Annotated in this window: 23 protein-coding genes and 2 riboswitches; of the genes, 6 read left to right on the forward strand and 17 right to left on the reverse strand. The window is 71.2% G+C overall.

The features are described from left to right. The first annotated feature begins 3 nt into the window (after nt 1-3). Together PRL19_RS05325 and PRL19_RS05330 are read left to right on the forward strand one after the other, a co-directional pair. The gene (locus PRL19_RS05325) at nt 4-864 is read left to right on the forward strand and encodes a shikimate dehydrogenase family protein (protein ID WP_273744132.1); all 861 of its coding nucleotides are present in this window, start codon (nt 4-6) and stop codon (nt 862-864) included. After that, entirely contained in the window at nt 861-2738 is a 1878-nt protein-coding gene (locus tag PRL19_RS05330) for a bifunctional sugar phosphate isomerase/epimerase/4-hydroxyphenylpyruvate dioxygenase family protein (protein WP_127897628.1), read from the forward strand. Before PRL19_RS05325 ends, PRL19_RS05330 begins: the two co-directional genes overlap by 4 nt. 27 nt (nt 2739-2765) lie before the next feature. Here the strand turns inward: PRL19_RS05330 and PRL19_RS05335 are convergent, their stop codons facing one another. From PRL19_RS05335 to PRL19_RS05350, 4 genes are all read right to left on the reverse strand, one after another. Beyond that, entirely contained in the window at nt 2766-2966 is a 201-nt protein-coding gene (locus PRL19_RS05335; protein WP_127897629.1) for a hypothetical protein, read from the reverse strand. A 127-nt stretch (nt 2967-3093) separates the two neighbouring features. Beyond that, the gene (locus PRL19_RS05340) at nt 3094-4074 is read right to left on the reverse strand and encodes a Csu type fimbrial protein (RefSeq protein WP_273744133.1); all 981 of its coding nucleotides are present in this window, start codon (nt 4072-4074) and stop codon (nt 3094-3096) included. Continuing rightward, entirely contained in the window at nt 4071-6416 is a 2346-nt protein-coding gene (locus tag PRL19_RS05345; protein WP_273744134.1) for a fimbria/pilus outer membrane usher protein, read from the reverse strand. Before PRL19_RS05345 ends, PRL19_RS05340 begins: the two co-directional genes overlap by 4 nt. A gap of 25 nt (nt 6417-6441) precedes the next feature. Continuing rightward, entirely contained in the window at nt 6442-7023 is a 582-nt protein-coding gene (locus PRL19_RS05350; protein ID WP_337960274.1) for a fimbrial biogenesis chaperone, read from the reverse strand. Nucleotide 7024: 1 nt separating this feature from the next. Between PRL19_RS05350 and PRL19_RS05355 the strand changes: the two genes are divergently transcribed. After that, nucleotides 7025-7900 carry a GAF domain-containing protein gene (locus tag PRL19_RS05355; protein ID WP_273744135.1) on the forward strand — a complete coding sequence of 292 codons (876 nt, stop codon included), beginning with the start codon at nt 7025-7027 and terminating at the stop codon, nt 7898-7900. Nucleotides 7901-7915: 15 nt separating this feature from the next. On the opposite strand, the gene cobF is transcribed toward PRL19_RS05355, so the two are convergent. The 6 genes from cobF to cbiE all read right to left on the reverse strand — a co-directional run bounded on the left by cobF (nt 7916) and on the right by cbiE (nt 13185). Then, nucleotides 7916-8656, reverse strand: coding sequence for a precorrin-6A synthase (deacetylating) (cobF, locus tag PRL19_RS05360; RefSeq protein ID WP_273744136.1), 741 nt, complete (start codon nt 8654-8656; stop codon nt 7916-7918). Next, nucleotides 8653-9318 (reverse strand): energy-coupling factor ABC transporter permease, encoded by a 666-nt coding sequence (locus PRL19_RS05365; protein ID WP_273744137.1) that lies wholly within the window; start codon nt 9316-9318, stop codon nt 8653-8655. Before PRL19_RS05365 ends, cobF begins: the two co-directional genes overlap by 4 nt. A gap of 31 nt (nt 9319-9349) precedes the next feature. Then, a riboswitch (cobalamin riboswitch) is annotated at nt 9350-9565 on the reverse strand. Nucleotides 9566-9585: 20 nt separating this feature from the next. After that, on the reverse strand, nt 9586-10923 hold the full coding sequence (locus PRL19_RS05370; protein WP_273744138.1) for a cobyrinic acid a,c-diamide synthase CobB: 1338 nt from the start codon (nt 10921-10923) through the stop codon (nt 9586-9588). Beyond that, on the reverse strand, nt 10920-11687 hold the full coding sequence (gene cobM / locus PRL19_RS05375; protein WP_273744139.1) for a precorrin-4 C(11)-methyltransferase: 768 nt from the start codon (nt 11685-11687) through the stop codon (nt 10920-10922). Before cobM ends, PRL19_RS05370 begins: the two co-directional genes overlap by 4 nt. Next, nucleotides 11684-12007: a cobalamin biosynthesis protein gene (locus tag PRL19_RS05380; protein WP_273744140.1), complete on the reverse strand. Its 324-nt coding sequence runs from the start codon at nt 12005-12007 to the stop codon at nt 11684-11686. The genes cobM and PRL19_RS05380 overlap by 4 nt, the downstream gene beginning before the upstream one ends. Beyond that, nucleotides 11989-13185, reverse strand: coding sequence for a precorrin-6y C5,15-methyltransferase (decarboxylating) subunit CbiE (gene cbiE / locus PRL19_RS05385; protein WP_273744141.1), 1197 nt, complete (start codon nt 13183-13185; stop codon nt 11989-11991). Before cbiE ends, PRL19_RS05380 begins: the two co-directional genes overlap by 19 nt. Here cbiE and PRL19_RS05390 point away from each other — a divergent pair. Next, nucleotides 13184-13921, forward strand: a complete 738-nt coding sequence (locus tag PRL19_RS05390) for a cobalt-precorrin-6A reductase (RefSeq protein WP_273744142.1) — start codon at nt 13184-13186, stop codon at nt 13919-13921. The genes cbiE and PRL19_RS05390 overlap by 2 nt on opposite strands. Here the strand turns inward: PRL19_RS05390 and cobJ are convergent. Genes cobJ through PRL19_RS05425 form a run of 7 tightly spaced genes read right to left on the reverse strand, consistent with a single transcriptional unit; the run spans nt 13897 to nt 21702 of the window. Beyond that, nucleotides 13897-14625, reverse strand: coding sequence for a precorrin-3B C(17)-methyltransferase (cobJ, locus tag PRL19_RS05395; RefSeq protein WP_273744143.1), 729 nt, complete (start codon nt 14623-14625; stop codon nt 13897-13899). The two genes, PRL19_RS05390 and cobJ, sit on opposite strands and share 25 nt — an antisense overlap. Next, complete coding sequence (locus PRL19_RS05400) at nt 14622-15359, reverse strand: precorrin-2 C(20)-methyltransferase (RefSeq protein WP_273744461.1); 738 nt, start codon at nt 15357-15359, stop codon at nt 14622-14624. Before PRL19_RS05400 ends, cobJ begins: the two co-directional genes overlap by 4 nt. Beyond that, nucleotides 15359-15988, reverse strand: a complete 630-nt coding sequence (locus tag PRL19_RS05405; protein WP_273744144.1) for a precorrin-8X methylmutase — start codon at nt 15986-15988, stop codon at nt 15359-15361. Before PRL19_RS05405 ends, PRL19_RS05400 begins: the two co-directional genes overlap by 1 nt. Continuing rightward, complete coding sequence (gene cobG, locus PRL19_RS05410) at nt 15988-17076, reverse strand: precorrin-3B synthase (RefSeq protein ID WP_273744145.1); 1089 nt, start codon at nt 17074-17076, stop codon at nt 15988-15990. Before cobG ends, PRL19_RS05405 begins: the two co-directional genes overlap by 1 nt. Then, nucleotides 17073-20246, reverse strand: a complete 3174-nt coding sequence (cobN, locus tag PRL19_RS05415; RefSeq protein WP_273744146.1) for a cobaltochelatase subunit CobN — start codon at nt 20244-20246, stop codon at nt 17073-17075. Before cobN ends, cobG begins: the two co-directional genes overlap by 4 nt. Further along, nucleotides 20246-21289, reverse strand: coding sequence for a cobalamin biosynthesis protein CobW (gene cobW / locus PRL19_RS05420; protein WP_273744147.1), 1044 nt, complete (start codon nt 21287-21289; stop codon nt 20246-20248). Before cobW ends, cobN begins: the two co-directional genes overlap by 1 nt. Before the next feature lie 2 nt (nt 21290-21291). Further along, nucleotides 21292-21702, reverse strand: a complete 411-nt coding sequence (locus tag PRL19_RS05425) for a DUF1636 domain-containing protein (RefSeq protein WP_273744148.1) — start codon at nt 21700-21702, stop codon at nt 21292-21294. A 95-nt stretch (nt 21703-21797) separates the two neighbouring features. Further along, nucleotides 21798-22023: riboswitch (cobalamin riboswitch) on the reverse strand. A gap of 40 nt (nt 22024-22063) precedes the next feature. Between PRL19_RS05425 and cobO the strand changes: the two genes are divergently transcribed. Further along, nucleotides 22064-22693: a cob(I)yrinic acid a,c-diamide adenosyltransferase gene (gene cobO, locus PRL19_RS05430; RefSeq protein ID WP_148911143.1), complete on the forward strand. Its 630-nt coding sequence runs from the start codon at nt 22064-22066 to the stop codon at nt 22691-22693. 101 nt (nt 22694-22794) lie between these two features. Continuing rightward, nucleotides 22795-23517, forward strand: a complete 723-nt coding sequence (otsB, locus tag PRL19_RS05435; protein ID WP_273744149.1) for a trehalose-phosphatase — start codon at nt 22795-22797, stop codon at nt 23515-23517. Nucleotides 23518-23523 lie beyond the last annotated feature (6 nt).

Genomic DNA, 23523 nt, shown 5'->3' on the forward strand with positions numbered 1-23523 from the left:
GCAATGAAAGACCTGACCATGACCGACACGATCCTGCTGGGCCTGATCGGCGACAACATCGCGGCCTCGCAGTCGCCCCGTCTGCACCGTCTGGCGGGCCTGCAGAACGGGCGCCGGGTGCGCTATGACAGCCTGATCCCCGCGGTCGAGGGGCTGGACTTCGACGCCCTGTTCGCCCGCTGCGCGGCGGGGGGCTATCGCGGCATTAACGTCACTTATCCCTACAAGGAGGTCGTGGCGGGCCGGCTGCGCATCGACGATCCGCTGGTCAGGGCGATCGGGGCCTGCAACACGGTGCTGTTCGACCCGGAGGGGCCGCGCGGCTTCAACACCGACTATTCCGGCTTTGTCGCGGCCTATCGGCGCGTGCGGGGCGAGCGGGCGCCGGGGGCCGTGCTGATGATCGGCGCGGGCGGTGTGGGGCGCGCGGTGGCCTTCGGCCTGATCGCCTTGGGCGCAACCGAGATCCGGCTGGCCGATCGCGACGCGGCCAAGGCCGACGGCCTGGCCGATGCGCTGCGCCGCGCCGCGCCGGGGCTGGTCGTGCGGACCGGCACCGATGCGGCGGCGCTGGCGCCCGGCGCGCAGGGGCTGATCAACTGCACCCCCGTCGGCATGGTCGGCTATGGCGGCACGCCCTTGCCCGCCGATCTGATGATGGGGGCGGAGTGGGTCTTCGACGCGGTCTATACCCCGGTCGACACGCCGTTCCTGCGCGATGCGGGTGCGGCGGGTCTGGACGTCATCTCGGGATACGAGCTGTTCGTGGGGCAGGGCGTGGATGCCTGGGCCATCTTCACCGGCTTGCCCTTGGAAGAGGTGCGCCTGCGCGACGATCTGGCGGCCGGGCGGGACGCGCCATGAAGACCTCGATCGCCACCGTGTCGCTGTCGGGCAGCCTGACCGCCAAGCTGGCCGCCATCGCCGAGGCCGGGTTCGACGGCATCGAGATCTTCGAGCAGGATTTCCTGGCCTCGGACTTCACCCCGGCCGAGGTCGGGCGCATGGTCCGCGATCACGGGCTGGAGATCACGCTGTTCCAGCCCTTCCGCGACTTCGAGGGCCTGCCCGAACCGCATCGCAGCCGCGCACTGGCCCGGGCCGAACGCAAGTTCGACCTGATGAACCAGCTGGGCACCGACCTGATGCTGGTCTGCTCGACCGTCCATCCGGCGGCCATCGGCGGCATCGATCGCATGGCGCGCGATTTCCGCGACCTGGGCGATCTGGCGGCCCGCCACGGCATCCGCGTGGGCTTCGAGGCGCTGTGCTGGGGCCGCTTCGTGAACGACCACCGCGACGCCTGGGAGGTGGTACGCCGCGCCGACCACCCGAATGTCGGCCTGATCCTGGACAGTTTCCACACGCTGGCACGCCGGATCGACCCGGCCTCCATCCGGGCCATTCCCGGCGACCGGATCTTCTTCGTGCAGCTGGCCGATGCGCCGGCCATTGACATGGACCTGCTGTACTGGTCGCGGCATTATCGCAACATGCCGGGCGAGGGCGATCTGGACGTGACCAGCTTCATGCAGGCGGTCGCGGCGACGGGCTATGCCGGACCGCTGAGCCTTGAGATCTTCAACGACCAGTTCCGGTCGGGCCTGCCGCGCATGGTGGCCAAGGACGGGCATCGCAGCCTGATCGCGCTGATGGATCAGGTGCGGCGTGTCGAACCGGCCGCCGCCCCCGACCTGCCGCGCTTTCCCGCCCCGGCCCCGGTCGAGCGGATCGAATACATCGAATTCGCCACCAGCGCGGCCGAGGCCCCCGCGCTGGAGACGCTGCTGTCCAGCCTTGGCTTTGCGGCAGGGGGGCGCCATGTCTCCAAGCCGGTGACGGTCTGGCGTCAGGGCGGCGTGAACGTGCTGGTCAATTCCGACCCCTCGGGCTTTGCCCACAGCGCGTACGTGACCCACGGGACGACCGTGTCGGAAATCGCGCTGATGGTCCCCGATGCCCGCGCCGCGTATCAGCGCGCGACCGCGCTTCTGGCGCGGCCGCTGGTCCAAGAGACGCCGCCGGGACAGCTGGCGATTCCCGCGATCCGGGGCGTCAGCGGAAACGTGATCCGCCTGCTGGATGCCACGTCGGACCTGGCGGGCATCTGGCAGGTCGATTTCCGCGCGACGCCCGCGCAGGCCGGGGCCGGGATCACCGGGATCGACCACATCGGCCAGACCATGGCCTATGACGAGATGCTCAGCTGGTCGCTGTTCTACACGTCGATCTTCGACGCGCAGAAGGCGCCCATGGTCGATGTCGTGGACCCCGACGGGCTGGTGCGCAGCCGGGCGGTCCGGTCGGGCGGGCTGCGGGTGACGCTGAACGGGGCCGATGCGCGCCATACCCTGGCCGGCCGGTTCATCGAGGACAGCTTCGGCGCCTCGGTCCAGCATGTGGCCTTTGCCAGCGACGACCTGTTCGCCACCGCCGCCGCCTTGGCAGAACGCGGTTTCGCCACGCTGCGGATCGGCGCCAACTACTATGACGACATCCAGGCCCGGTTCGGGCTGGATCAGGGCTTCGTCGACAGGATGCAGGCGGCATCGATCATGTATGACGAGGATGAGGGCGGACAGTTCTTCCAGCTGTACAGCGAACCGCGCGCCGACGGCTTCTTCCTTGAGATCGTCCAGCGGCAGGGCAACTATGCGGGCTATGGCGCGCCCAATGCCCCGTTCCGCATCGCCGCGCAGAAACGCGCCGCCCGTCCTGCCGGAATGCCGCGCCACTAGCGTCGCGGCGGCCGCGGCTCACAGGCGTCAGCGCAGCGCGACGTTGCGCAGCAGCTGGATCTGCGTGACCGTCTCGACCACCCGATAGGTGGTCGCGCGGTTGCGATGCAGCACCGTGAGCGAGGTCAAGCCACCCACCGTTTCGTGCGTTTCAAAGTCCGTGTCGCGGTCGAAATCGATGGCCCGCGGTTGCAGCGTGTCGGGATCGGTCAGGATCATTCGGGGCATGGCATGTCCGTCTTCGCAAAGGCTGGGCACTGTCGGTCGGCGCAGGTAAACTGCATCGTTCATCCTTTGGTTGCATCATGCCAGCCCGGATCAGCCGATTTTCGCCGCTGCCCGATCCTTGGACAGATCAATAGGTGACCGTGACCACGACGGTATCGGAATAGGCACCGGGCGGGGGCGTCGGCTGCGGGGGCACGCGGCCATGGACCGTCACGGCGCGCGAGACCCCGGTCCCCGCATCCGTCGTGGCCAGGCCGTCCGCGATCAGCCCCCATGGCTGCGTCCGGGCCGCATCGCGATACAGTTGATAGCCCACGCGATGTCCCGCCAGATCGCGCATCTGCCGGCCGCCGATCCCCGCCGCCTGCAACCCGTGACCCAGCCCCAGGCTGTAGCTGGTTCCCGCGGTGCAGGTCACGCGGACCTGGCTGGTCGCATCGACCGGTCGATCCAGCAGGCCATGCTGGCCAAAGTCCAGATCGTCGGCGACGACGCGGCAGTTCGGGCGGACCTGGGCCTGCACGCCAAAGGTGAAGCCCGTCACGCGCGTGTCGCATCCGAGCACGCTGCAGGCCCTTGTCGTGGCGCGGACATCCAACGGCTGACGCGAAAATGTCGCGCTGTAGGCACCCGGAACGGCCGCGTTCTGCGCGCCGGGGACGCGGGCATAGACCGGCACGTTCATGCCCGTCGTCGTCAGCAGCGACAGGACCGAGCTGCCCGTCAGGACCACGGGCTGCCCGCCATGCGTTCCCTGACTTCCTCCGAAGATCGTGGTGTGGGTCGGTTTCTGGTACAGGTCATAGGCCAGGCTGCTGCCCGACGGCCCCCCAAGGCGGCGCAGGCTGCCGAACAGACCCGCCGAACCGTCGCCCAGTTCGATCGTCACCGTGATCGAGGTCAGCAGCCCAAGGAAGGTCGAGCAGTTGACCGCGATGTTGCCCGTGGCGGTGGTCGGGCTGCTGCCCAGGACATCGACGGGCCCCAGCACGATGTTGCTGGCCGAGAAGGTGCAGCTTTGCGCCCGGGCCGGAGCGGCCAACCCAAGGGCCAGCAGACCTGCGATCAGGAACAGCAGGATGGCACGCTGGAAGGGGGCAGGGGTCATAGGCAGGGCACCTTCTGCAGATGGGTCAGCACACCGGGTTCGTCGACATAGGCGACCTCGGCGCGGCAGCGCCGCCCGTCGGGATAGGACACCGCGATCACGTTGGTCTCCTGCATGCCGGACAGGAACGTCTCTCCGTCAAATCCGACCAGGTTGTCGCCGCCGTCATCGTTCAGCACCACCCGTCCCCCGACCTCCAGCGGCTGGCCCTGGCCGTCGACCAGCCCGATCAGCGCCTCGCGCGTGCTGGTCTGCACGCCGAAGGTGACCGTCGCCCCCGACCGGTGGGCCGGGCGGACGACCCGCTGCGTGGCATCGGCGGCCGCATCCAGCGGCAGCCCAAGCGGGTCGATGGAGATCGCGTTGCCCTCGTAGGCGCGCAGGTCGGGAACCAGGATGCGGCCCGACCGCCCGGTGCGGCCGACGGTGCGATTTTCGGCGCTGACCTCGACCCCGGGGGCGCCGGCATCGACGACGGCAAAGGCGTCCTGGACCGGGCGCGATAGGAAGACGCCGCCGCCCGACGCGACGATGGCACCGTCGACCCGCAGGCCCACGGCCTGGGCGCCCGACTGGCTGCGCGCCGCGACCTCGACCCGACCCAGCTGGTTCTCGTATCCCGCATCGGCCCGGATCGAGCGCCCGTCCCCCTGGTCCGCCTGCACCCGCCAGTTCCAGCGCGGAATGTCGCCCGCGCTTTGACCGCTGATCTGCGCATAGTGACGCCATCCGCCCTGGCGGCGTTCGGACTGCATCCCGGCATAATGCCGGGTTCCCAGGGGGATCTGCAGCTGGACCCCCGCGGTCGTGTCGCGCCGCGATCCGCGCAGCGATGTCGCGCTCAGCGTCACGCTGCTGTCGCCCCACAGCCTCCGGCTGAAGGACAGGCCCAGGGCGGTTTCGCGTGCGACCGAACCGGGCGCACGGATGTCGGAAAGAAACAGGCTGGCGCCGCTGCCGATCCGGCTGTCCAGCGGCATCGCCAGGCTGACCTGGGCGATCTGGCGGGGAAAGTCGTATCGGTCGGTGCGCGCGCCCCGCGGGGTGGCCGACACGGCGGCGACGTCATCGAACCGCCCCTGGGTCCGCATCAGGCGGCCTGACAGGGCGGCGGACCCGATCGACAGGCTGGTCGACAGATCCAGCAGCGCGCCGCTGCCCCTGTCGGACCGGCTGTCGGCCAGGCCAAGGCTGGCCGTGCCCAGATGGCCGATCCGGACCACCGCCCCCGCCCCCGCCATCTGCAGGCCGCGCCCCCCTTCGGCATGGGCCGACAGGGTCAGCGCGTCGGTCACGCCATAGCGCAGCGTGCCCACGCCGAAGATGTCGTCGCCATAGCGATCGCCTGGCGTACCGATGCCCAGCCTGGGCCGCCCCACGGACAGCGCGAAATCGGCAAGCCCCGGTTTCAGCAGCAGGTCCGACATCAGGAAGGGCAGATCGACTTGCGTCTCGCGGCCCGTCACGTCGCGCACGACGACGCGCGCCACCCCCGACCCCCCGCTCAAGGGCAGGTCGCGGATGCTGAACGGGCCGGCGGGCACCTCGGCGGAATAGGCCCGTATCGAATCCGAGAAGACCTCGACCGTCGAGGGCAGGGCGGCACTGCCCTCGAACCCGGCCAGCGGGATCGTGACCAGATCGGGCTGCAGGCCGAAATTGCGCTCGACCATGGCGCCGCCCATGCGGACCGGCCTGGCCCAGGAGGGACCGCGTGACGCGATGTCCCCGACCTGGACCTGCATCGCGCGCCCGGGGAACGAACTGCGCCAGCTGGTCTCCAGCCGTCGGTACCGATGCGATCCGTCCCCGTCCGGCGCGACGACGAATGCGTGGTTCAGCACCCCCAAGGGCATGAACAGCCGCCCGTCGACACTGCCCGAGACCAGCTGGCCGCCGGCTCCCGCATCGCCGCGCCAGGTCTCGACGTTCAGCCCATAGTTCAGCACCACGCCATAGCCCTGATCGACCGCGGGTCCGGCATCGTTGCCGGGCGGGGTGTCCTCTGCCAGGGTACCGGCGTCAAGTTCGTGGGGCGCTGCGATGTCGGGCGGGACGATGAAGCGGATCGTCTGGTCGGGCGCGACCAGGCGCCAGCCAAGGCCGGGGATCTGGTCCAGCCTGACCTCTCCGGTCACGGCATCACCGGCCAGGATGCCGCTGGTGCGCAGGTCCTCGGCATCCGCGCTGAGGACGCCGTCGCCCATGTCGGTGAAGCGGGCGATCAGGTTCCTGGGCTGGCCGTTCACGAACACCTCCAGGTACAGGTCCTGCCCCGCCTCGGGTGGCGGGATGTCCTGGGCCCCCGCCGGTCCGCAGCACAGCGACGCAAGGACGGTCATGACCAGCCACCCTCGGCCGATGCGCTCAGCGCATGGGGACATCGACGTCCAGCGCCCCCAGGTTGGTCGCAGCCGACAGCCGCGCCGAACCGCCCATCTGCCCCGCCGGCGCGATCGGCCATTCCATCGACGATCCGCCCAGCACGTATCCCAGCAGGCCGGGATGGCGCACCGTTGCGCCGTTCGGCGCGCTCAGCGTGACGTCGGCGATGCGCAGGCGGCTGTCCCCGGTGTTCTGGGCCACCAGATGGGTCGCGCCCCCCGATCGGCGCAGCGACCAGCGGACATCGGCGGATCGTACCCCGGCATCGGCAAAGAACACCGGGATGCGCAGTTCGGTGGCAAAGGCCACGGCGCCCGCCTGTCTGCGCGACTGGTCGGGGATCTCGTTCAGGACGACGCGATAGGCCTCTTCTCCGCTGACCGGGGTGCGCGCGACGCGGACGACGCGGATCGTCTGCGTCGCGCCGGGTGCAAGCTGGATCGCGGGCGGGCTGACCACGACATCCGCGCTGCGTTCCAGGCTGTCCTGGGCGCCGGGCTGCAGCCAGCGGAAGACGCGCGACTGGACGGTGATCGGCTGGCTGCCGTCGTTGCGCAGGGTCAGGGTGGTCGCCGCCCCGCTTTACGAGAACGGCGTGCTGCGTCCGACGCGGACGCCAGTCTTCGACCGCGTCGTCGAGCAGGCGCGGCGGATATTCTCCTGCCAAGCCAGCCTGCTGACGATCATCGACGAGGCGAACGACCGCCAGTTCTTCAAGGCCGAGGCGGGCCTGATGCTGACCGCGGACGAGGATCGCGTCACGTCGCTGGCTTATTCCTTCTGCCGGATCGTCGTCGCGAATTCCGCGCCGCTGGTCATCGCGGATGCCCGGATCGACCCGCGGTTCAGCAGGCATCTGGCAATCGGCAGGTTCGGCGTGGTCGCCTATCTGGGCGTGCCGGTCAAGGATGAGACGGGCAGGGCCATCGCCGCCCTCTGCGTCGCCGAAAGCAGGCCGCGGGACTGGACGTCGGCCAATGTCGAGGTGCTGCAGGCTTTCGCGGAGGGTGTCTCGACTCAGATCAAGACGATGGTCCTGTCCGAACGGATGCGGACCGCCATCGGTCAGGAACCAGGCGGCGCCTCGGCCCTGCCACAGCCGGCCAGCGCGGTCCTGACCTATCACCATGCCCCCGACGGGACCGAGACGATCGACGCGGCGACCGCGGAGACGCAGCAGATCTGGGGCATCCCGGCCGCCGAATTCATTGCGCGGTTCGGCGATGTCTTCGCCTTTTGCATGGTCGAGGATTACCCGCTGGCCCGCGCATCGTTCGGAAACTCTGCCGCCGGGATGATCCCATGGCACCATCGCTGGCGCATCCGTCTGCCTGACGGTCAGGTCAAGTGGCTGGAGGGGCATGGGCTTCCCGCATCCGGTCGGAACGGCGGGCTGACATGGGACTGCACGATCAACGACGCGACCCGCCTGACATCCTGACGTCCCGCGCGCCGGTCACGCTGCATCGTCGCGGGCCAGCAGATAGCAATCCATGATCCAGCCATGCGCGGCCCGGGCGGCGGCGCGTGCCGCCTCGATCCGCGGTCCGGCCTCGGTCAAGGGGCCCGCCTCCAGCAGTTGTTCGGGCATGCCCAGATAGGCGCCCCACCAGATCCGCAGGCCCTGCGGGGGCAGCGTCGCAAAGGCGCAGGTGCCGTCCAGCATCACCACGACCCGGTCGGCGTCATTGGGAAAGCCCGCGTCGCGCAGCCGCCGCCCGGTGGTGATCCGCACCTCGGATCCCAGGGCGTTCAGCGGAATGGCATGGGCCGCGCACAGGGCCTGGATCGCGGTGATGCCCGGGATCACCCGTGCGCGCCAGTCCAGACGCGCGGCAATGCGCAGGCTGCTGTCATAGAGCGACGGGTCGCCCCAGACCAGCATCGCCACCGTCCCGCCCTGCGGCAGCGCCGCCGCGACGGCCCCCGCCCAGGCTTGCGCGATGGCATCATGCCATCGGTCGACGGCCTCCAGATAGGGCAGGTTTGCATCGCGCACCGGCAGGTCGATCTGGGCCACGGCGCCGCCGGGGCGGTGGCGGTCCAGCATCGCGCGGCGCAGATGGGCCAGATCCTCCTTCCCGGCGCCCTTGCGGGGGATCAGGACCAGATCGGCCTCCTGCAGGGCGCGGACGCCCTGCAGGGTCAGGTGGTCGGGATGGCCCGTGCCGGCCCCGATCAGCACCAGATCGATCATGCGTAGAGCCGTGGCGTCACCAGCCCGCTGCCGCGCAGGCCGCGGGCCGCCTTGGCGCCCGCCAGCACGGCCAGATCGACCAGCGGCTCGACCACGATGACCAGCAGATAGGCCGCGCCGAAGGACAGGACCCCCGCCGTCGCACCGGCGCCCTGACCATAGAACGCCCAGAACGCGACCCAGGCCACGATGCCCCCCTGATAGGTCGCCGACAGCGCCAGCGCCTGGCCATAGCGCAGGTCCACATAGGCCGTTCCCGGCGCGATCACCCGCCCCGCCACCGCCTGCAGCGCGAACAGCGGCACCAGCAGTGTGGTCACGTTCATCCCGTATTGCGGCAGATCGAACGGCGCGAAGAACAGTCCCTGGATCAGCAGGCCCAGGGCCAGCCCGATCGCCGCCGGCGCCGCGCCCAGGATCAGGAATAGTGTCGATCCCAGGATCAGGTGCACCTCGGACACGCCCACGGGCGCGGTGGGCAGGACCTGGAAGAACACGAAGGTCGCGGCCGTCGCCAGCGCCCCGCGCGCCGCCAGCGATGCCCCGCCCTGCGCGCGCAGGGCCTGGTCCGCCAGCCTCAGCGCGTAAAGCCCGGCCGTGGCGGCCGTGGCATAGCCCAGTATCAGCTTGGCGCCGGTGACGACGCCCTCTTCGATATGCATGTCATCCTCCTGTGGCCGTCCACCCGACGGCATGGGGTTGCCTGACATGGCCGGTTTCCTGGCTTGCGGGTCCGGGCGCGGCGTCGGCCTTCCCGGATCGCTCCAGTGGCATGGGTGACGCGCGCTCTCCGCATACAGTCGCGGGGGCGGCCGGGGCTTCGGGTGCCGCGATTGGGTCCACCCTTCCCCGTTCCCGATGAAGCCCGGCGTTTCACGCCTGACGGGCACCATTCAGAGGGTCAGATAGACGGGATCGCAGGGCCTGCGTCAAGTCGCGGCCGGGGCGATCAGGTGAAAGAACGTGCCGGTCACATGCCCGCCCTCGGACATCGTCCGATGGCTGCCGGTTTCCTCCACCGCGGCGCCGGTCGCGTCGGTCACGCGCGCCAAGGGCGCATCGGGCTGGGACAGGATCGAGGCATAGTGGAATTCATGCCCCCGCAGCGCCGTGCGACCCAATCCCGGCAGGGCGGTCAGCGGATCGGCGCGGCGGTATCCCAGATGCATGCGGCGTTTGGCATAGCTGGTCTGCAATCCCAGAAGCCCCAACATCTGGTGTCGCTTTCCATCGGCATCCACCAGGCCTGCCCCAAGCGCCATGTAACCGCCACATTCCCCATGCACCGGACGCGTGCCCGCAAAGCGGTGCATGGCCGTGCGGAACCCGTCGCAGGCGGCCAGCCGGGGCGCGTGCAGCTCCGGGTATCCGCCCGGCAGCCAGCAGCAGTCGGCGCTGTCATCCGGCCCCTCATCCGCCAGCGGAGAGAAGGGCAGGATCGTGGCCCCCGCCCGCCGCCACGCCTCCAGCACATGCGGATAGACGAAGCTGAAGGCCGCATCGCGGGCCAGCGCGATCCGCCCGCCGGGGGGCGTCAGCGGTCGGGGCGCAGGCGCCTCGGGCAGGACGCGATGGGCGGCGGCCGCGATGATCGCCTCCAGGTCGCAATGCGCCGCGATGAAATCGCCCGCATGGTCCAGGATGGCTTGCAGGCCCGCCGTCTCCTCGGCCTGGATCAGGCCCAGATGGCGCTCGGGCAGGGTGATGTTGCCCTGACGCGGCAGGCTGCCCAGCACGCGGATGCCGGCCTGATCCATCCCCTCGCGGATCAGCCGGTCATGGCGCGGCGAGGCCACGCGATTCAGCACCACCCCCGCAAAGGGCAGGTCGGGGCGCAGCGTGGCAAAGCCCCGCGCCGTGGCCGCCGCCGACTGTGCCTGCCCGCTGACATCCAGGATCAGCACCACCGGCCAGCCCATCATCTGGGCGATCTCGGCGCTGGAGCCGATGCCGGTCTCTCCCTTCGTCGCGACCCCGTCGAACAGGCCCATCGACCCCTCGGCCAAGACCAGATCGGCGTTCGCCTGGCCGGTCGCATGAGCGATCAGGCGCCCCGGCTCCATCGCCCAGGCATCCAGGTTGAAGCTGGCCCGCCCCGAGGCCGCCAAGTGAAACCCCGGATCGATGTAGTCGGGCCCCGACTTGAAGGGCTGCACCACCAGCCCGCGCCTGCGCAAAGCGGTCAGCAGGCCCAGCACCAGCATCGTCTTGCCGGTCCCCGATGCGGGGGCCGAGATCATCAGGCCCGGCGTCAGGGGGCGCGTCATTCCGGGAACCTAGGCGCGTCGCCCACCGGGCGATAGCGACGGTCGTAATCGGCGGCGTAAAGGCGGCTGTCCTCGAACCCCTCGCCCGCCAGCGCGGGCCCGACCAGGATCAGCGCGGTGCGGTCGATGCCCTGTGCGTCCACGGTGGCCAAGGTCGCGCGGATCACCCGCTGGTCGGGCCAGCTGGCCCGCCAAACCACCGCCACCGGGCAATCGGGGCCGTAATGCGGGGTCAGATCGGCCACCACCCGATCCAGCGCGTGGATCGACAGGTGGATCGCCAGCGTCGCCCCGGTCGCGGCAAAGGCCGCCAGCGTCTCGCCCTCGGGCATGGTCGAGGCGCGCCCCGGCGTGCGGGTCAGCACCACGGATTGCGCGAGGCCCGGCAGGGTCAGTTCGGTCTGCAGCGCGGCGGCGGCGGCGGCGAAGGACGGCACGCCCGGCGTCACGTCGAAGGGGATGTCCAGCGCCCGCAGGCGGCGGATCTGCTCCGCCATCGCGGACCAGACCGACAGGTCGCCCGAATGCAGCCGAGCCACGTCCTGGCCCGCCGCGTGGGCCGTGGCGATCTCCTCCATGATCTGGTCCAGCGACAGCGGCGCGGTGTTCACGATGCGCGCGCCATGCGGGCAATGGGAGAGCAGCGCGGCAGGGACAAGCGACCCTGCGTATAGGCAGACCGGGCAGGCCGCGATCAGGTCGCGGCCGCGCAGGGTGATCAGGTCGGGCGCGCCGGGGCCTGCGCCGATGAAATGGACGGTCATGGAACCTCTGCGATGGCGATGGTGACGGGGCCGAAGGTCCGGCGTGGATGGGTCAGGCGGCCGCCCGCCCCGATGGCGGCGGCCTCGGCCACCGATCCAGTGCCGAAGGCGGCCAGGATGCGGGCGGATTGCGTGGGCGTGGCGATGCCCGCCACCGCGACCAGATGCAGCGGCAGGCCGCGGGCCTGTGCCAGCGGGCGCAGTTCGGGCGCGCGTTCGGGGATGCTGGCCAGCGCGTCGGCCCCGCCTGCGGCCTCCAGCGCGGCCAGCAGGGCGGTCAGGGGGGTGCCCGTGCGGCAGCCTATTCCGGCGATGCGCATGTCACGCTCCATTGCACGATCGGGCGGGCGGGGCTCCAGCCGCGCATCCGGCCCAGGGGGGCAGCCTCGGCGATGTCGATGCGCAGCAGGTGGCCGCCGTGATCGGCGTGCCAGCGGGTCAGCAGCGATTCCGTCTCCAGCGTCACGGCATTGGCGACCAGCCGCGCGCCGGGGGGCAGGCGGGTCCACAGCGCCTCAAGCAGCGCCTGTGACGCGCCGCCGCCGACAAAGACCGCATCGGGGGCTCCGGGTGGCAGCATGTCCGGCGCCGCGCCGTGAATGGCGGTGATACGATGCGTGACCCCGAAGGCGTCCAGATTGTCGCGGATATGCGCGATGCGGTCCGCGCGCGGCTCGACCGTCACGGCGCGGCCCCCCGCCAGCGCCCATTCTACCGCGACCGATCCCGAACCGCCGCCGATATCCCACAGCACCTCGCCCGGCCGCGGGGCCAGGGCCGCAAGGGTCAGCGCGCGGATGGGCGATTTGGTGATCTGCCCGTCATGGGCAAACAGCCTATCCGCCCGCCCCGGCACCGCAGGCAGGCCGAAGCCGCGCGGCAGATCCGCCCCGTCGATGGCCACCGCCACCGGCGCCGCGCAGGTCAGCGCGAACCCATCGGCGCGCGTGCTGCGCACCTGTTCCGATGGCCCGCCAAGACGCTCCAGCACCGTCAGCCGCGCGGTCCCCGCGCCCGCGGCGACCAGCCAATCGGCCAGCGCGGCGGGCGCGTCGCCGTCGCGCAGCGTCGCGATCATGCGGCAGCCGCGCACCAGATGCGGGCGCAGCCGGGCGAACGGGGCGGCATGCAGGCCGAGGGTCACCACCTCCTCCAGCCGCCAGCCAAGGCGCGATGCGGCCAGCGACAGCACCCCCGGCGCGGGCAGGGCGCGCCATTCGTGGCGCTCCAGCACGGCGGCGATGCCGCCCCCCGCGCCGCACCAGAACGGATCGCCCGAGACCAGCGCCGCCACGCGCCGCCCGCGCAGCTCTAGCAGCGGCGCCAGGTCGAAGGGCACCGGCCAGGCCCGCCCCCGCGCGCCCACGCCCGCCAGGGTCAGGTGGCGCGGGCCGCCAAAGACGATCTCGGCTGCCGCCAGCGCGCGCAGGCTTGCGCCGGGCAGGCCGTCCGGTCCATCTTCGGTGATCCCGATGATCGTCAGCCAAGGGTCAGACATGCGACGCATCCTGCTGCTGGGCGGCACGACTGAGGCCAGCCGCTTGGCCGCCCTTCTGGCCCGCGCCGGTGTCGCGGCGGTCTTCTCCTATGCCGGACGGACCGAGGCGCCCATCGCCCAGCCCCTGCCCACGCGGATCGGCGGCTTTGGCGGGGCCGATGGTTTGGCGCGCTATCTGCGGGACCAGGATATCGGCGCGGTGGTCGATGCGACCCATCCCTTTGCCGCGCAGATCAGCCGCAATGCGGATGCCGCCTGCCGCGCGGGCGGCGTGCCCATGCTGATGCTGCGCCGCCCCGCCTGGCCCGTTGATCCCGGCTGGAGCCGCGTCCCCGACATCGCGGGCGCGGTCGCGACCTTGCCCCGCGTGCCCACCGGCGTGTTCCTGGCCATCGGCAAGCAGACCCTGGCGCCCTTTGCCGCCCTGCCGCATCGCTGGCTGCTGCGGCTGGTCGATGCGCCGGATGCACCCCCCTTGCCCGGCGCGCAGGTCGTGCTGGCCCGCGGCCCCTTCACGGCCGAGGGCGACCGGGCGCTGATGGCCGCGCATGGCATCACCCATCTGGTCGCCAAGAACAGCGGCGGTGCGGGGGCCCGGGCCAAGCTGGACGCGGCGCGTGATCTGGGCGTTCGGGTCGTGCTGATCGACCGGCCCACAGCACCCGACCGGCCGCAGGTCGCCACGCCGGAACAGGCGCTGGACTGGCTGCATCAGACCGCCCCCCGCGGGGTATAGACCCACCGGCCCACGCGCCGCGTGGCGCGGTTGCCGACCAGCACGACGGTGCGCATGTCGGCCATCTCGGGCGTGGCCTCGGCCAGCGTGACCACGCGCAGCGCCTCGTCCGGCGTGGTCACGGCGCGGGCAAAGATCATCAGGCGTCCGGGTTCGCATTCCTCGCGCAGCACCTCCAGCACGCGGGCAAAGCCTGCGGGCCGACTGGCCGAGCGCGGGTTGTAGAAGGCCATCGCGAAATCGCCCCGCGCCGCGTGGCGCAGGCGGAGTTCGATCAGCGCCATGGGCTTGAGGTTGTCCGACAGGTTGATGGCGCAGAAATCATGGCCCAAGGGCGCGCCCGCCCGCGCCGCCGCCGCCAGCATCGCGGTGATGCCGGGCAGGATGCGGATGTCAGGATCGCTGCCCTCACCCTCCAGCGCCTCGAACAGGGCGGAAGCCATGGCGAAGACGCCCGGATCGCCGGAGGAGACGATCACCACCCGCCCGCCCTGCGCCGCCAGCGACAGCGCATGGCGGGCGCGGTCCAGCTCCACCCGGTTGTCACTGGCATGCAGTGTCAGGCCGGGCCGCGCCGCCACCCGCGCGACATAGGGGATGTAGCCGATCACGTCCGTCGCCTGATCCAGCGCGGCGGCGACTTCGGGCGTCACCATGGCGTCCGACCCCGGCCCCAGCCCTGCGACGGTGATCCAGCCGCTCATTCCGCCACCCGCGCCATGGGGCGCCGCCCGTGGCCATGAACCAGCAGGATCGCGAAATAGGGGCAGTCGTCATCGGCCACCTCGCGCAGCGGCTGGATGCGCTGGCCGGGCATGGTGCCGCGTTCGATCAGCCAGGCGTCGGCCAGACGCCCGGATGCCGCCAGCGCGCGGCGCAGCTTGGGCAGGTTGCGGCCGGTCTTCATCACCACCAGCGCGTCGCTGCCCTGCATGTGGCGGATCAGGTCCGCCTCGGGCAGGGTGCCCATCAGCACGGTCAGCACGTCGTCGCCCCATGTCATCGGCTGGCCCACCGCGTTCCAGCAGCCGACCATGCCGGGAATGCCGGGGATCACCTCGACCTCGACCAGACCGGCCAGACGCACCTGCAGATGCATGAAGCTGCCATAGAGGAACGGATCGCCCTCGCACAGGACCACCACGTCGTCGGTCTGGGCCAGCTGCGCCAGACGCGCGGCCCAGAGGTCATAGAACCCCGCCAGCGCGTCGTTGTAGTCAGGATGATCGAAGGGGATCTCGGTCGTGACAGGGTATTCCATCGGATATTCGACCGCATCGGCGGTCAGCATGCCTTGGACGATGCGCCGCGCCTGACCGGGCCTGCCGGGCTTCCTGAAATAGGCGACGTGGCGCGCGGCGCGCACCGCCCGGTCGGCCCGGACCGAGATCAGGTCCGGGTCGCCCGGCCCCAGACCTGCGCAGATGATGCGTCCCATCATTCCCTCCGGCTGGCCAGCGCGTTGATCGCGGCGACGGTGATGGCCGACCCGCCCAGCCTGCCGCGGACGACGACCGACGGCGCGGACGGCGCGGCCATCAGCGCGTCCTTCGACTCCGCCGCGCCGACAAAGCCCACGGGGCAGCCGATGATTGCGGCGGGGCGGGGGTAGGCGGGGTCCTCCAGCATGTTCAGCAGGTGAAACAGCGCGGTGGGCGCATTGCCGATGGCCACGACCGCGCCCGCCAGATGCGGCCGCCACAGCTCCAGCGCGGCGGCGCTGCGAGTGTTGCCCATGTCGCGCGCCATGTCCGGCACACGCGGGTCGCGCAGGGTGCATATCACCGCATTGTCCGCGGGCAGGCGGGCGCGGGTCACGCCCTCGCTGACCATATGCGCGTCGCAGAGAATCGGCGCGCCGGCTGCCAGCGCCGCGCGGGCGGCGGTCGCCATGCCGGGGGTGAAGGCCACGTCGCGTTCCAGCCCCACCAGGCCCGCGGCATGGATCATGCGGACGACGACGGGTTCCTCGTCCGCGTCGAAACGCGCCAGATCGGCCTCGGCCCGGATGGTGGCGAAGGACTGGCGATAGATCGCGGCGCCGTCCCTTTCGTAGTCATGGGGCATCACAGAACCTTCGGCAGTTGATCGGGGTGCAGGCCGCGCAGGGCGGCGGGGTCATGGGCGCGGCCATGGCGGATCAGGTCGAACCCCTCGGGCGTCGCGGTCAGGGTGAGGTCGGCGGCACGCGGCCAGCCGCAGCCCTTGGCACAGCCGCTGACATGCAGCACCGCATCCGGCGGGATCAGCGGCGCCAGCGCCCGCGCCAAGGGGCGCGTCGCGGCACGTCCCTGCGGGCAGGCGGGCGCGCCGGGACAGGCGCGCAGACGGTTGCGCGGATCGCGGGGGTCCAGGATCAGCCCCTCCAGCGCGGGCAGGTGTCGGACCCCCTCGACCAGCAGCATCCGCCACGGCGTCAGGCGCAGCGGTGCCAGGCGCCCAAGGCGGCGCAGTGTGTCGGGGGTGATCTGGCCGAATTCCAGCGCGACCAGTAGGCCTTCCGGATGCGGACCCGGTTGCGCCGGCGCGGCGGGTCGGGGGGCGGGCAGGGTGGCGCCGGGGGGCTGCACCCGCGCGGTCAATGCGGCCATGCGGCCCCGCCCGTCGGGCGCGCCGCCCTGATCCAGGAACCAGCGGGCCAGCGCCAGCGCGTCCTGCGGCCCGTGATAGGGTGCGGCGCGGTCCATGCCATCGGCGCGGAGCGTCGGGCCTGCCTCGATGCGGATATCGGCGGGGTCGCGGGTCAGCACCGGCGCGGGACCGGTATCGACCGCAAAACCGAACTTGGCGGGCAGGGCCAGGTCGCTGGCCGCCAGCGCCGCCGCCAGATCGGCGGCCAGCGCATCGGCGGCGGCATCCGCAAAGGGCGTGACCAGGATGTTGCGGCGCGTCTCCGTAGCGATGTCGGGGTCGATCAGCCCATGCGGGCGCAGCGCCGCGATCAGCGGCGCATAGGTCGCGGGCGTGACGCCGCGCAGCTGCAGGTTGGCGCGGCCCGTCAGCTCGATCACGCCGTTGCCATGGGTCTGGGCGGCATCGGCGATGGCTTGGGCCTGGGCTGCGTCCAGACGCCCGCCGGGGGGGCGGATACGTACCACCCACCCGTCGCCGGACTCCATCGGCTGCAGCGCGCCGGGGCACCAGCCGCGGATCATGACAGCCCCGCCGCGATGGAGTTGCGCCGCGTGACCCACAGACCGGCATCGTGCAGCCGCTGGAACAGGTCGCGCATCGCGGCCAGGGCGGCGGGGTTCGCGTCCTGCATGAAGGCGACGATCTCGGGGCGGCCCAAGGTCGCCTGATGATAAAGGTCGAACAGATGCGCGGGCACCGCGCCCGCCAGATGGGCAAAGGCCGCCATGTGGTCCAGCGTCGCCGCGATCTCGGCCGCGCCCCGGTATCCATGTGCGGTCATCGCATCGGCCCAGGCCGGATCGGTGGCACGCGAGCGGGTGGTGCGGGCAATCTCCTCGGTCAGGGTCCGGGCGCGGGGGCGGTCGGGTTGCGTGGCGTCCAGATGGTACAGCGCGGGCGCATCCGCCCCGATCCGTGCCATGGCGGCGGCAAAGCCCCCTTCATGCGCGGCATAATCGGCGGCCAGCAGCAGGTCGGTTTCCGGCAGGTCCTGAGCATGAACGAAACTGTCGGTCACAGCCAGCCGTGCCTCCAGCGCGTCGCGGGCCTCATGGCTGGCGCCATCCGCGCCGATGGCCCAGCTGGAGGCCGCGATCCAGGCCTCTCCCGCGGCCTGACGCGCGGCATCGGTGAATTCCGTGGGCGCGGTGCCCATGCCCAGCCCGTATTGCCCGGGCTGCGGGCCAAAGACCCGCGCGCCCCCGGCATAGGGGTTCTGATCCGCCGCTTCGTCCCGCGCAGCCAGCGTCGCGGCCCCGGTCTGGAACAGCTGCGCCAGCACCGGGAACACGTCACGGAACAGGCCCGACACGCGCAACGTCACGTCGATGCGGGGGCGGCCCAGCAGGGCCAGCGGCAGGACCTCGACCCCCGAGACGCGGCCCGATCCGGCATCCCAGACCGGCTTCAGCCCGGCCAGATGCAGGGCCATGGCGAATTCCTCGCCCGCGGTGCGCATGGTCGCGCTGCCCCAGAGATCCACGACCAGCCCGCGCGGCCAGTCGCCGTGATCCTGCAGGTGGCGGCGCAGCAGCTCCTCGGCCAGCTTCACCCCCTGCGCATGGGCGGAGGGCGTGGGCACGGCACGCGGGTCCACGCTGAACAGGTTGCGCCCGGTGGGCATCACGTCCGACCTCCCCCGATTGGGCGAACCCGACGGCCCCGGCGCAACGAACCGCCCGGCCAGCGCGGCCATCAGCCCGTCGCGTTCGGCCTGGCCACAGGCGCCGCTGCCCCAGACATGCAGCCCCTCTCCGTACTGGCTTTCCTTGATGTCGCAGACGAACCGGTCGATGCGGGTGATGGCCTCGGCGGCGCTGGCGTGCGGCGGGATGCCCAGATCGGCTTCGACCCCCAGGGCGCGCGCCTCGTCCCGGATCGCGGCGATCAGGCGGTCGCGGCGCGCCGGGTCCAGCCCGTCGGCGGTGGAATATTCGTCCAAGCTGCGCTCCAGCCCCGCCATGCCAGGGGGCAGAGCGGCGTCCCGCATGGGGGGCGGCATATGGCCGAGCGTCACCGCCCCGATGCGGCGTTTCGCCTGCGCGGCTTCGCCCGGATCGTTGACGATGAAGGGATAGATCACCGGCATCGCCCCCAGCAGCGCCGCAGGCCAGCAATCGCCCGACAGCGCCACCGCCTTGCCCGGCAGCCATTCCAGCGTGCCATGCGCGCCCATGTGGACCAGCGCCCGCGCGCCCTGCTGCGCCAGCCACAGATAGAAGGCCACATAGGCATGGCGCGGCACGCGCGTCAGGTCGTGATAGCTGTCCTCGCGCCCGGCGCGGTGGCTGCGTTCGGGCTGCAGCGCCAGGATCACCGGCCCGTGCCGGCTGGCACGCAGGTGGAAGGCGCCGTCGCGGCAATCGGGATCGGTCTCGGGTGGCCCCCAGGCCGCGTGCAGGTCCTCCTGCAGCGCCTGCGGCAGGTGGGCCAGCGCCGCGCGGTAATCGTCCAGCGGCCAAGCCAGCGTGCCGTCCGGCAGCGCGGGCAGGTCCGTGCCCAGCATCGCCCCCACCGCCTGCGCGGATGCCGGCGCGTCCAGCCCCACGGCATGGGCCTGTTGCCAATCGCGCCCCGGATAGGTGGAGAGCACCATTGCCACCCGGCCCACGCCCTGCGCCAGGGCGTGCCAGGAGGCGATGCGGTCGACGGCCCGGGCCAGCATCGGCGCATCGGGCCGGTGCACGAAGCGCGAATACTGCAGGTCCGGGTCGCGCGGGCTGACCGCCTTGAAGCTGATGAGGCCCGCGAAGATGCGTCCGTCGACCTCGGGCAGGACGACATTCATCGCCAGGTCCGACGGCGACAGCCCGCGTTCGGCCGCCAGCCAGTCGCGGCGGCGGTTGGTGGACAGGGCCACCTGGAGCACCGGGCAGGACCAGCCGTCGAACGGACCCGCGTTCCCCCCGGAAAACCCGGTCGCGTTCACGACCAGCGCAGGCCCGCCCGGCAGGGCATCGGCCAGCCAGTCGCCCAGGCCCGGCGCCTTGAGCGACGGGGCAAAGACGCCCATCGCCGCGATGCCCCGCGCCCGCAGCGCCCGGATCAGCGCATCGATGGGCGCCACATCCGCCGCCGCCAGCCAGCTGCGATAGAAGGTGACCAGCGCCGCGACCGGGCCCGGGTCGGCGACCACCCCCCGGTCGGGGTCGTAAAAGCCCATCGCGGGCAGGGTCTTGACCCCCGGCACGGGCGCGGCCTGCAGGCCCGATGCGATGGCCATCTGCGCCAGCGCCGCCTGCGCCGCGACCGCGCCGCCCTGGTCGCAATGCCGCCGCAGCACGCGCAGGACCGAGGGGGGAACGGTCGAGATCTCCTCCAGCCGCGGATCGTCGCGCCCGTCGGCCGGCAGCACGGCCAGCGCGATGCCGCGCCTGCGCGCCAGGTCCTGGACCGACGCCATGCCATAGGGCCAGTAAGCCTCGCCACCGATCAACCGGATCAGGATGCCGCGCGCGCCCGACAGGGTGTTCTCGACATAGGTGTCGACCGAGACCGGGTGCCGCAGTGCCACCAGGTTGCACAGCCGCGTGGGCGGAAGCCCCCCCGCCGCGCGCCGCCAGCCCTCCGCAAACGCCCCCAGGTCGCTGTCCGAAAAGGACAGGACCACCAGATCGCCGGGCGTCTGACCGGGATCGAAGGGGACATCAGACTGCTCCAGCCCGACCTGTTCGCGGAAGACGACATGCATCAGGCGGGGACACCCTCCAGCACGGCGCGGATCGCGTCGGGGTTCACGTCGTCGTGCTCCGCGATCACCACAAGGCGCGACCGGCGCGGGGTCTGGCCCCACGGGCGGTCGTACTGATGGCGCACCCGCGAGCCCACGGCCTGCACCAGAAGGCGCATGGGCTTGCCCGCGACGGCGACATGGCCCTTGACGCGCAGCACGTTCTGCTCGGCGGCCAGACGGGCGATGCGGGCGGCCAGATCGGCCGGGTCGGTGATTTCGGGCAACTCGATGACGACGGTGTCGAAATCCTCATGCTCGTGGTCGTCGGCGCCGTCGTGATGGCTGGGGCGGGCGTCCAGGTCGTCCTCGGCGGCCTTGCCCAGGCCCAGGACCAGGCGCGGATCGACCGCGCCCTCGGTCACGGTCAGGATGGGCAGGGGGCGGGGCAGCTCTGCCTCGATCGCGGCGCGCGCGGCGGCGACGCCTTCCGGCCCGGCCAGATCGGCCTTGGTCAGCAGGATCACGTCGGCGCAGGCGATCTGATCCTCGAAGACCTCGGACAGGGGCGTCTCGTGGTCCAGGCTGGGGTCGGCCGCGCGCTGCGCGTCCACCGCCGCCACGTCGGGGGCGAAGCGACCTGCTGCCACGGCCTCGGCATCGGCCAAGGCGATCACGCCGTCCACGGTGATGCGCGAGCGGATGGCGGGCCAGTCGAAGGCCTTGAGCAGGGGCTTGGGCAGCGCCAGCCCGGACGTCTCGATCAGGATGTGGTCCGGGCGGGCGGGAAGCGCCATCAGCGCCTCCAGCGTGGGGATGAAGTCGTCGGCGACGGTGCAGCAGATGCAGCCGTTCGACAGCGCGACGATGTTCTCGGCCGGGCAGGAGGCGTCGGCGCAACCCTTCAGGATCTCTCCATCGACACCCATCGTGCCGAATTCGTTCACGATCACCGCAAGGCGCAGCCCCTGGGGGTTGGCCATCAGATGGCGCACCAGGGTCGTCTTGCCCGACCCCAGAAAGCCGGTGATCACGGTGACGGGGGTCTTGATAAGGTCGATCATGGTCACTCCTGCGACAGGGTATGCGGGGGGATGCGGGCAAGGCTCTGCTTGCGGAAGACGGCGGGGCGTTCGCGCCACGGCACGATGCCGTCGGCGGTCCCGGCATAGGCGCGCGCGCCCGACAGAATGTCGGCGGCGTCGTCCAGCGTCAGGCGGCCATAGACATAGGACCACTTGCCCGGCGCGGACAGCGCGACGGAACAACCCTGCGAACAGGCGGAAAGGCATTCGATGGGGCGGATCTCGACGCCGTCGGGGGCGGTGCGGGACAGCAGGTCGTGCAGCCGGGCGCCAAGGCGCGGCGCGTCCGGGCCAAGGGCATCCGTCCTTGCGGCATCGGTCCATGCGGCATCGGGAACCGGGTCGGGCACGGTGCCGCGACAGGTGGTGCAGACATGCAGAACGGCGCGCATCGCGGCCCCTTCCTTGTTGCGGCAAGGGGCGTCCGAGAGGAGGCGGCACGGGGCATCCGGCCATCACCTGCCGGTCGCGAAACACCCCGTTCGCCCGTCATCGTCAGGTGCTGGCAGGTCTCCCGGCTTGCGGATTCAGGGGCGGATGCCCCGACGGTCGTCCCACCTTCCCAGCCCCAATCGGGGCCAGTGGATCGGGCGACCTCTCCGGTCACGGTCGCGGGGGCGGCTGCGCTTGGGGTCGCGGGTCTGGTGACCCGGGGCCCTGTCGCATTCCCTCTTCGCCTGTCATAGACAGGAACCAACACGCCCTCACCCAAACCCCCGCACCCGCCGTTTGTCAACCGCAAGGAGCGACCCGATGACGCAGACCGACCCGATTTCCGCCGAGGATCAGGACCGCCACGCCGCCAAGATGGCCAGGAAAAAGGCCGCCCGCGACCGCATGATGGAGACCAAGACCGGCGAAAAGGGCCTGATCATCGTCCATACCGGGCCGGGCAAGGGCAAGTCGTCATCGGGGTTCGGCATGATCATGCGCTCCATCGCGCACGGGATGCCCTGCGCCGTTGTGCAGTTCATCAAGGGCGCGTGGGACACGGGCGAACGCACGCTGCTGACCACGCATTTCACCGACATCTGCCAGTTCCACGCCATGGGCGAGGGCTTTACCTGGGAGACGCAGGACAAGTCCCGCGACATCGCCATGGCGCAGGCCGGATGGGCACGTGCGCAGGACCTGATCCGTGACCCGGCCATCCGCATGGTCCTGCTGGACGAGATCAACATCGCGCTGCGCTATGGTTATCTGGACGCGGCCGAGGTGGTGGCCTTTCTGCAGGCGGAAAAGCCCGCCATGACCCATGTGGTGCTGACCGGGCGCGGCGCCCCCGACGCGCTGATCGAGGCCGCCGACCTGGTGACCGAGATGACCCAAGTCAAGCATCCGTTCCGGTCTGGGATCAAGGCGCAGGCCGGGGTCGAATACTGACGCGCGCGGGTCGGCGGTCAAAAAACCTCACGCGGCGGTGAACCCTCGGGGGGAGTTACGGGTTCCCTTTGGTATATCCCAATCGCCGGAGCCCGCCTGACGTGACCCCACCCCCGCTTGACCCCGACGCCGCGCTGTTTCTCGATTTCGATGGTTGCCTGGTCGACATCGCCCCCCGGCCCGATGCGGTCGTTGTCACGCAGGCGCTGCGCGACCGGCTGGCGGCGCTGTACCGGCGGCAGGGGGGTGCGGTGGCGCTGATCTCGGGGCGCGACGTGGCCGACCTGCGCGGACATATGGACGGGTTCGAGGGCATCGTGGCGGGCAGCCACGGCGCCGAACTGTCGCTGCGCCCCGGCCGCATCCAGAACCTGCACCGGGTCGATTTCGACGCGGGCCCCCTTCATGCCGCGGCCCATGCCGCCGCCGCGCCCCATCCCGCCCTGCTGGTCGAGGAAAAGCCCCACGGCGTCGCACTGCATTATCGGGACGCCCCCGAACTGCGCGCCTTTGTCGAGGGGGTGATGCAGGATCTGGCCGACCGGAACCCGCATCTGGTGCTGCAGCCCGCCAAGATGGCGGTCGAACTGCGCCCCGGTGGCGTCGGCAAGGACAGCGCGCTGGCGCATCTGATGACGCTTGAGCCCTTTGCCGGGCGCGTGCCAGTCTTTGCGGGCGACGATACCACCGACGAACCCGCCATGGCCGAGGCGCAGGCCCGCGGCGGCTTTGCCATCAAGATCGGCGACGGTCCCACCGCCGCGCATCACCGATTGTCCGACCCTGCCGCGCTGGCCGCCTGGCTTGACGCATCGCTGAACTGAGGAATG

Origin of the sequence: Paracoccus marcusii (genome assembly GCF_028621715.1) — a bacterium.
Lineage (GTDB): Bacteria > Pseudomonadota > Alphaproteobacteria > Rhodobacterales > Rhodobacteraceae > Paracoccus > Paracoccus marcusii.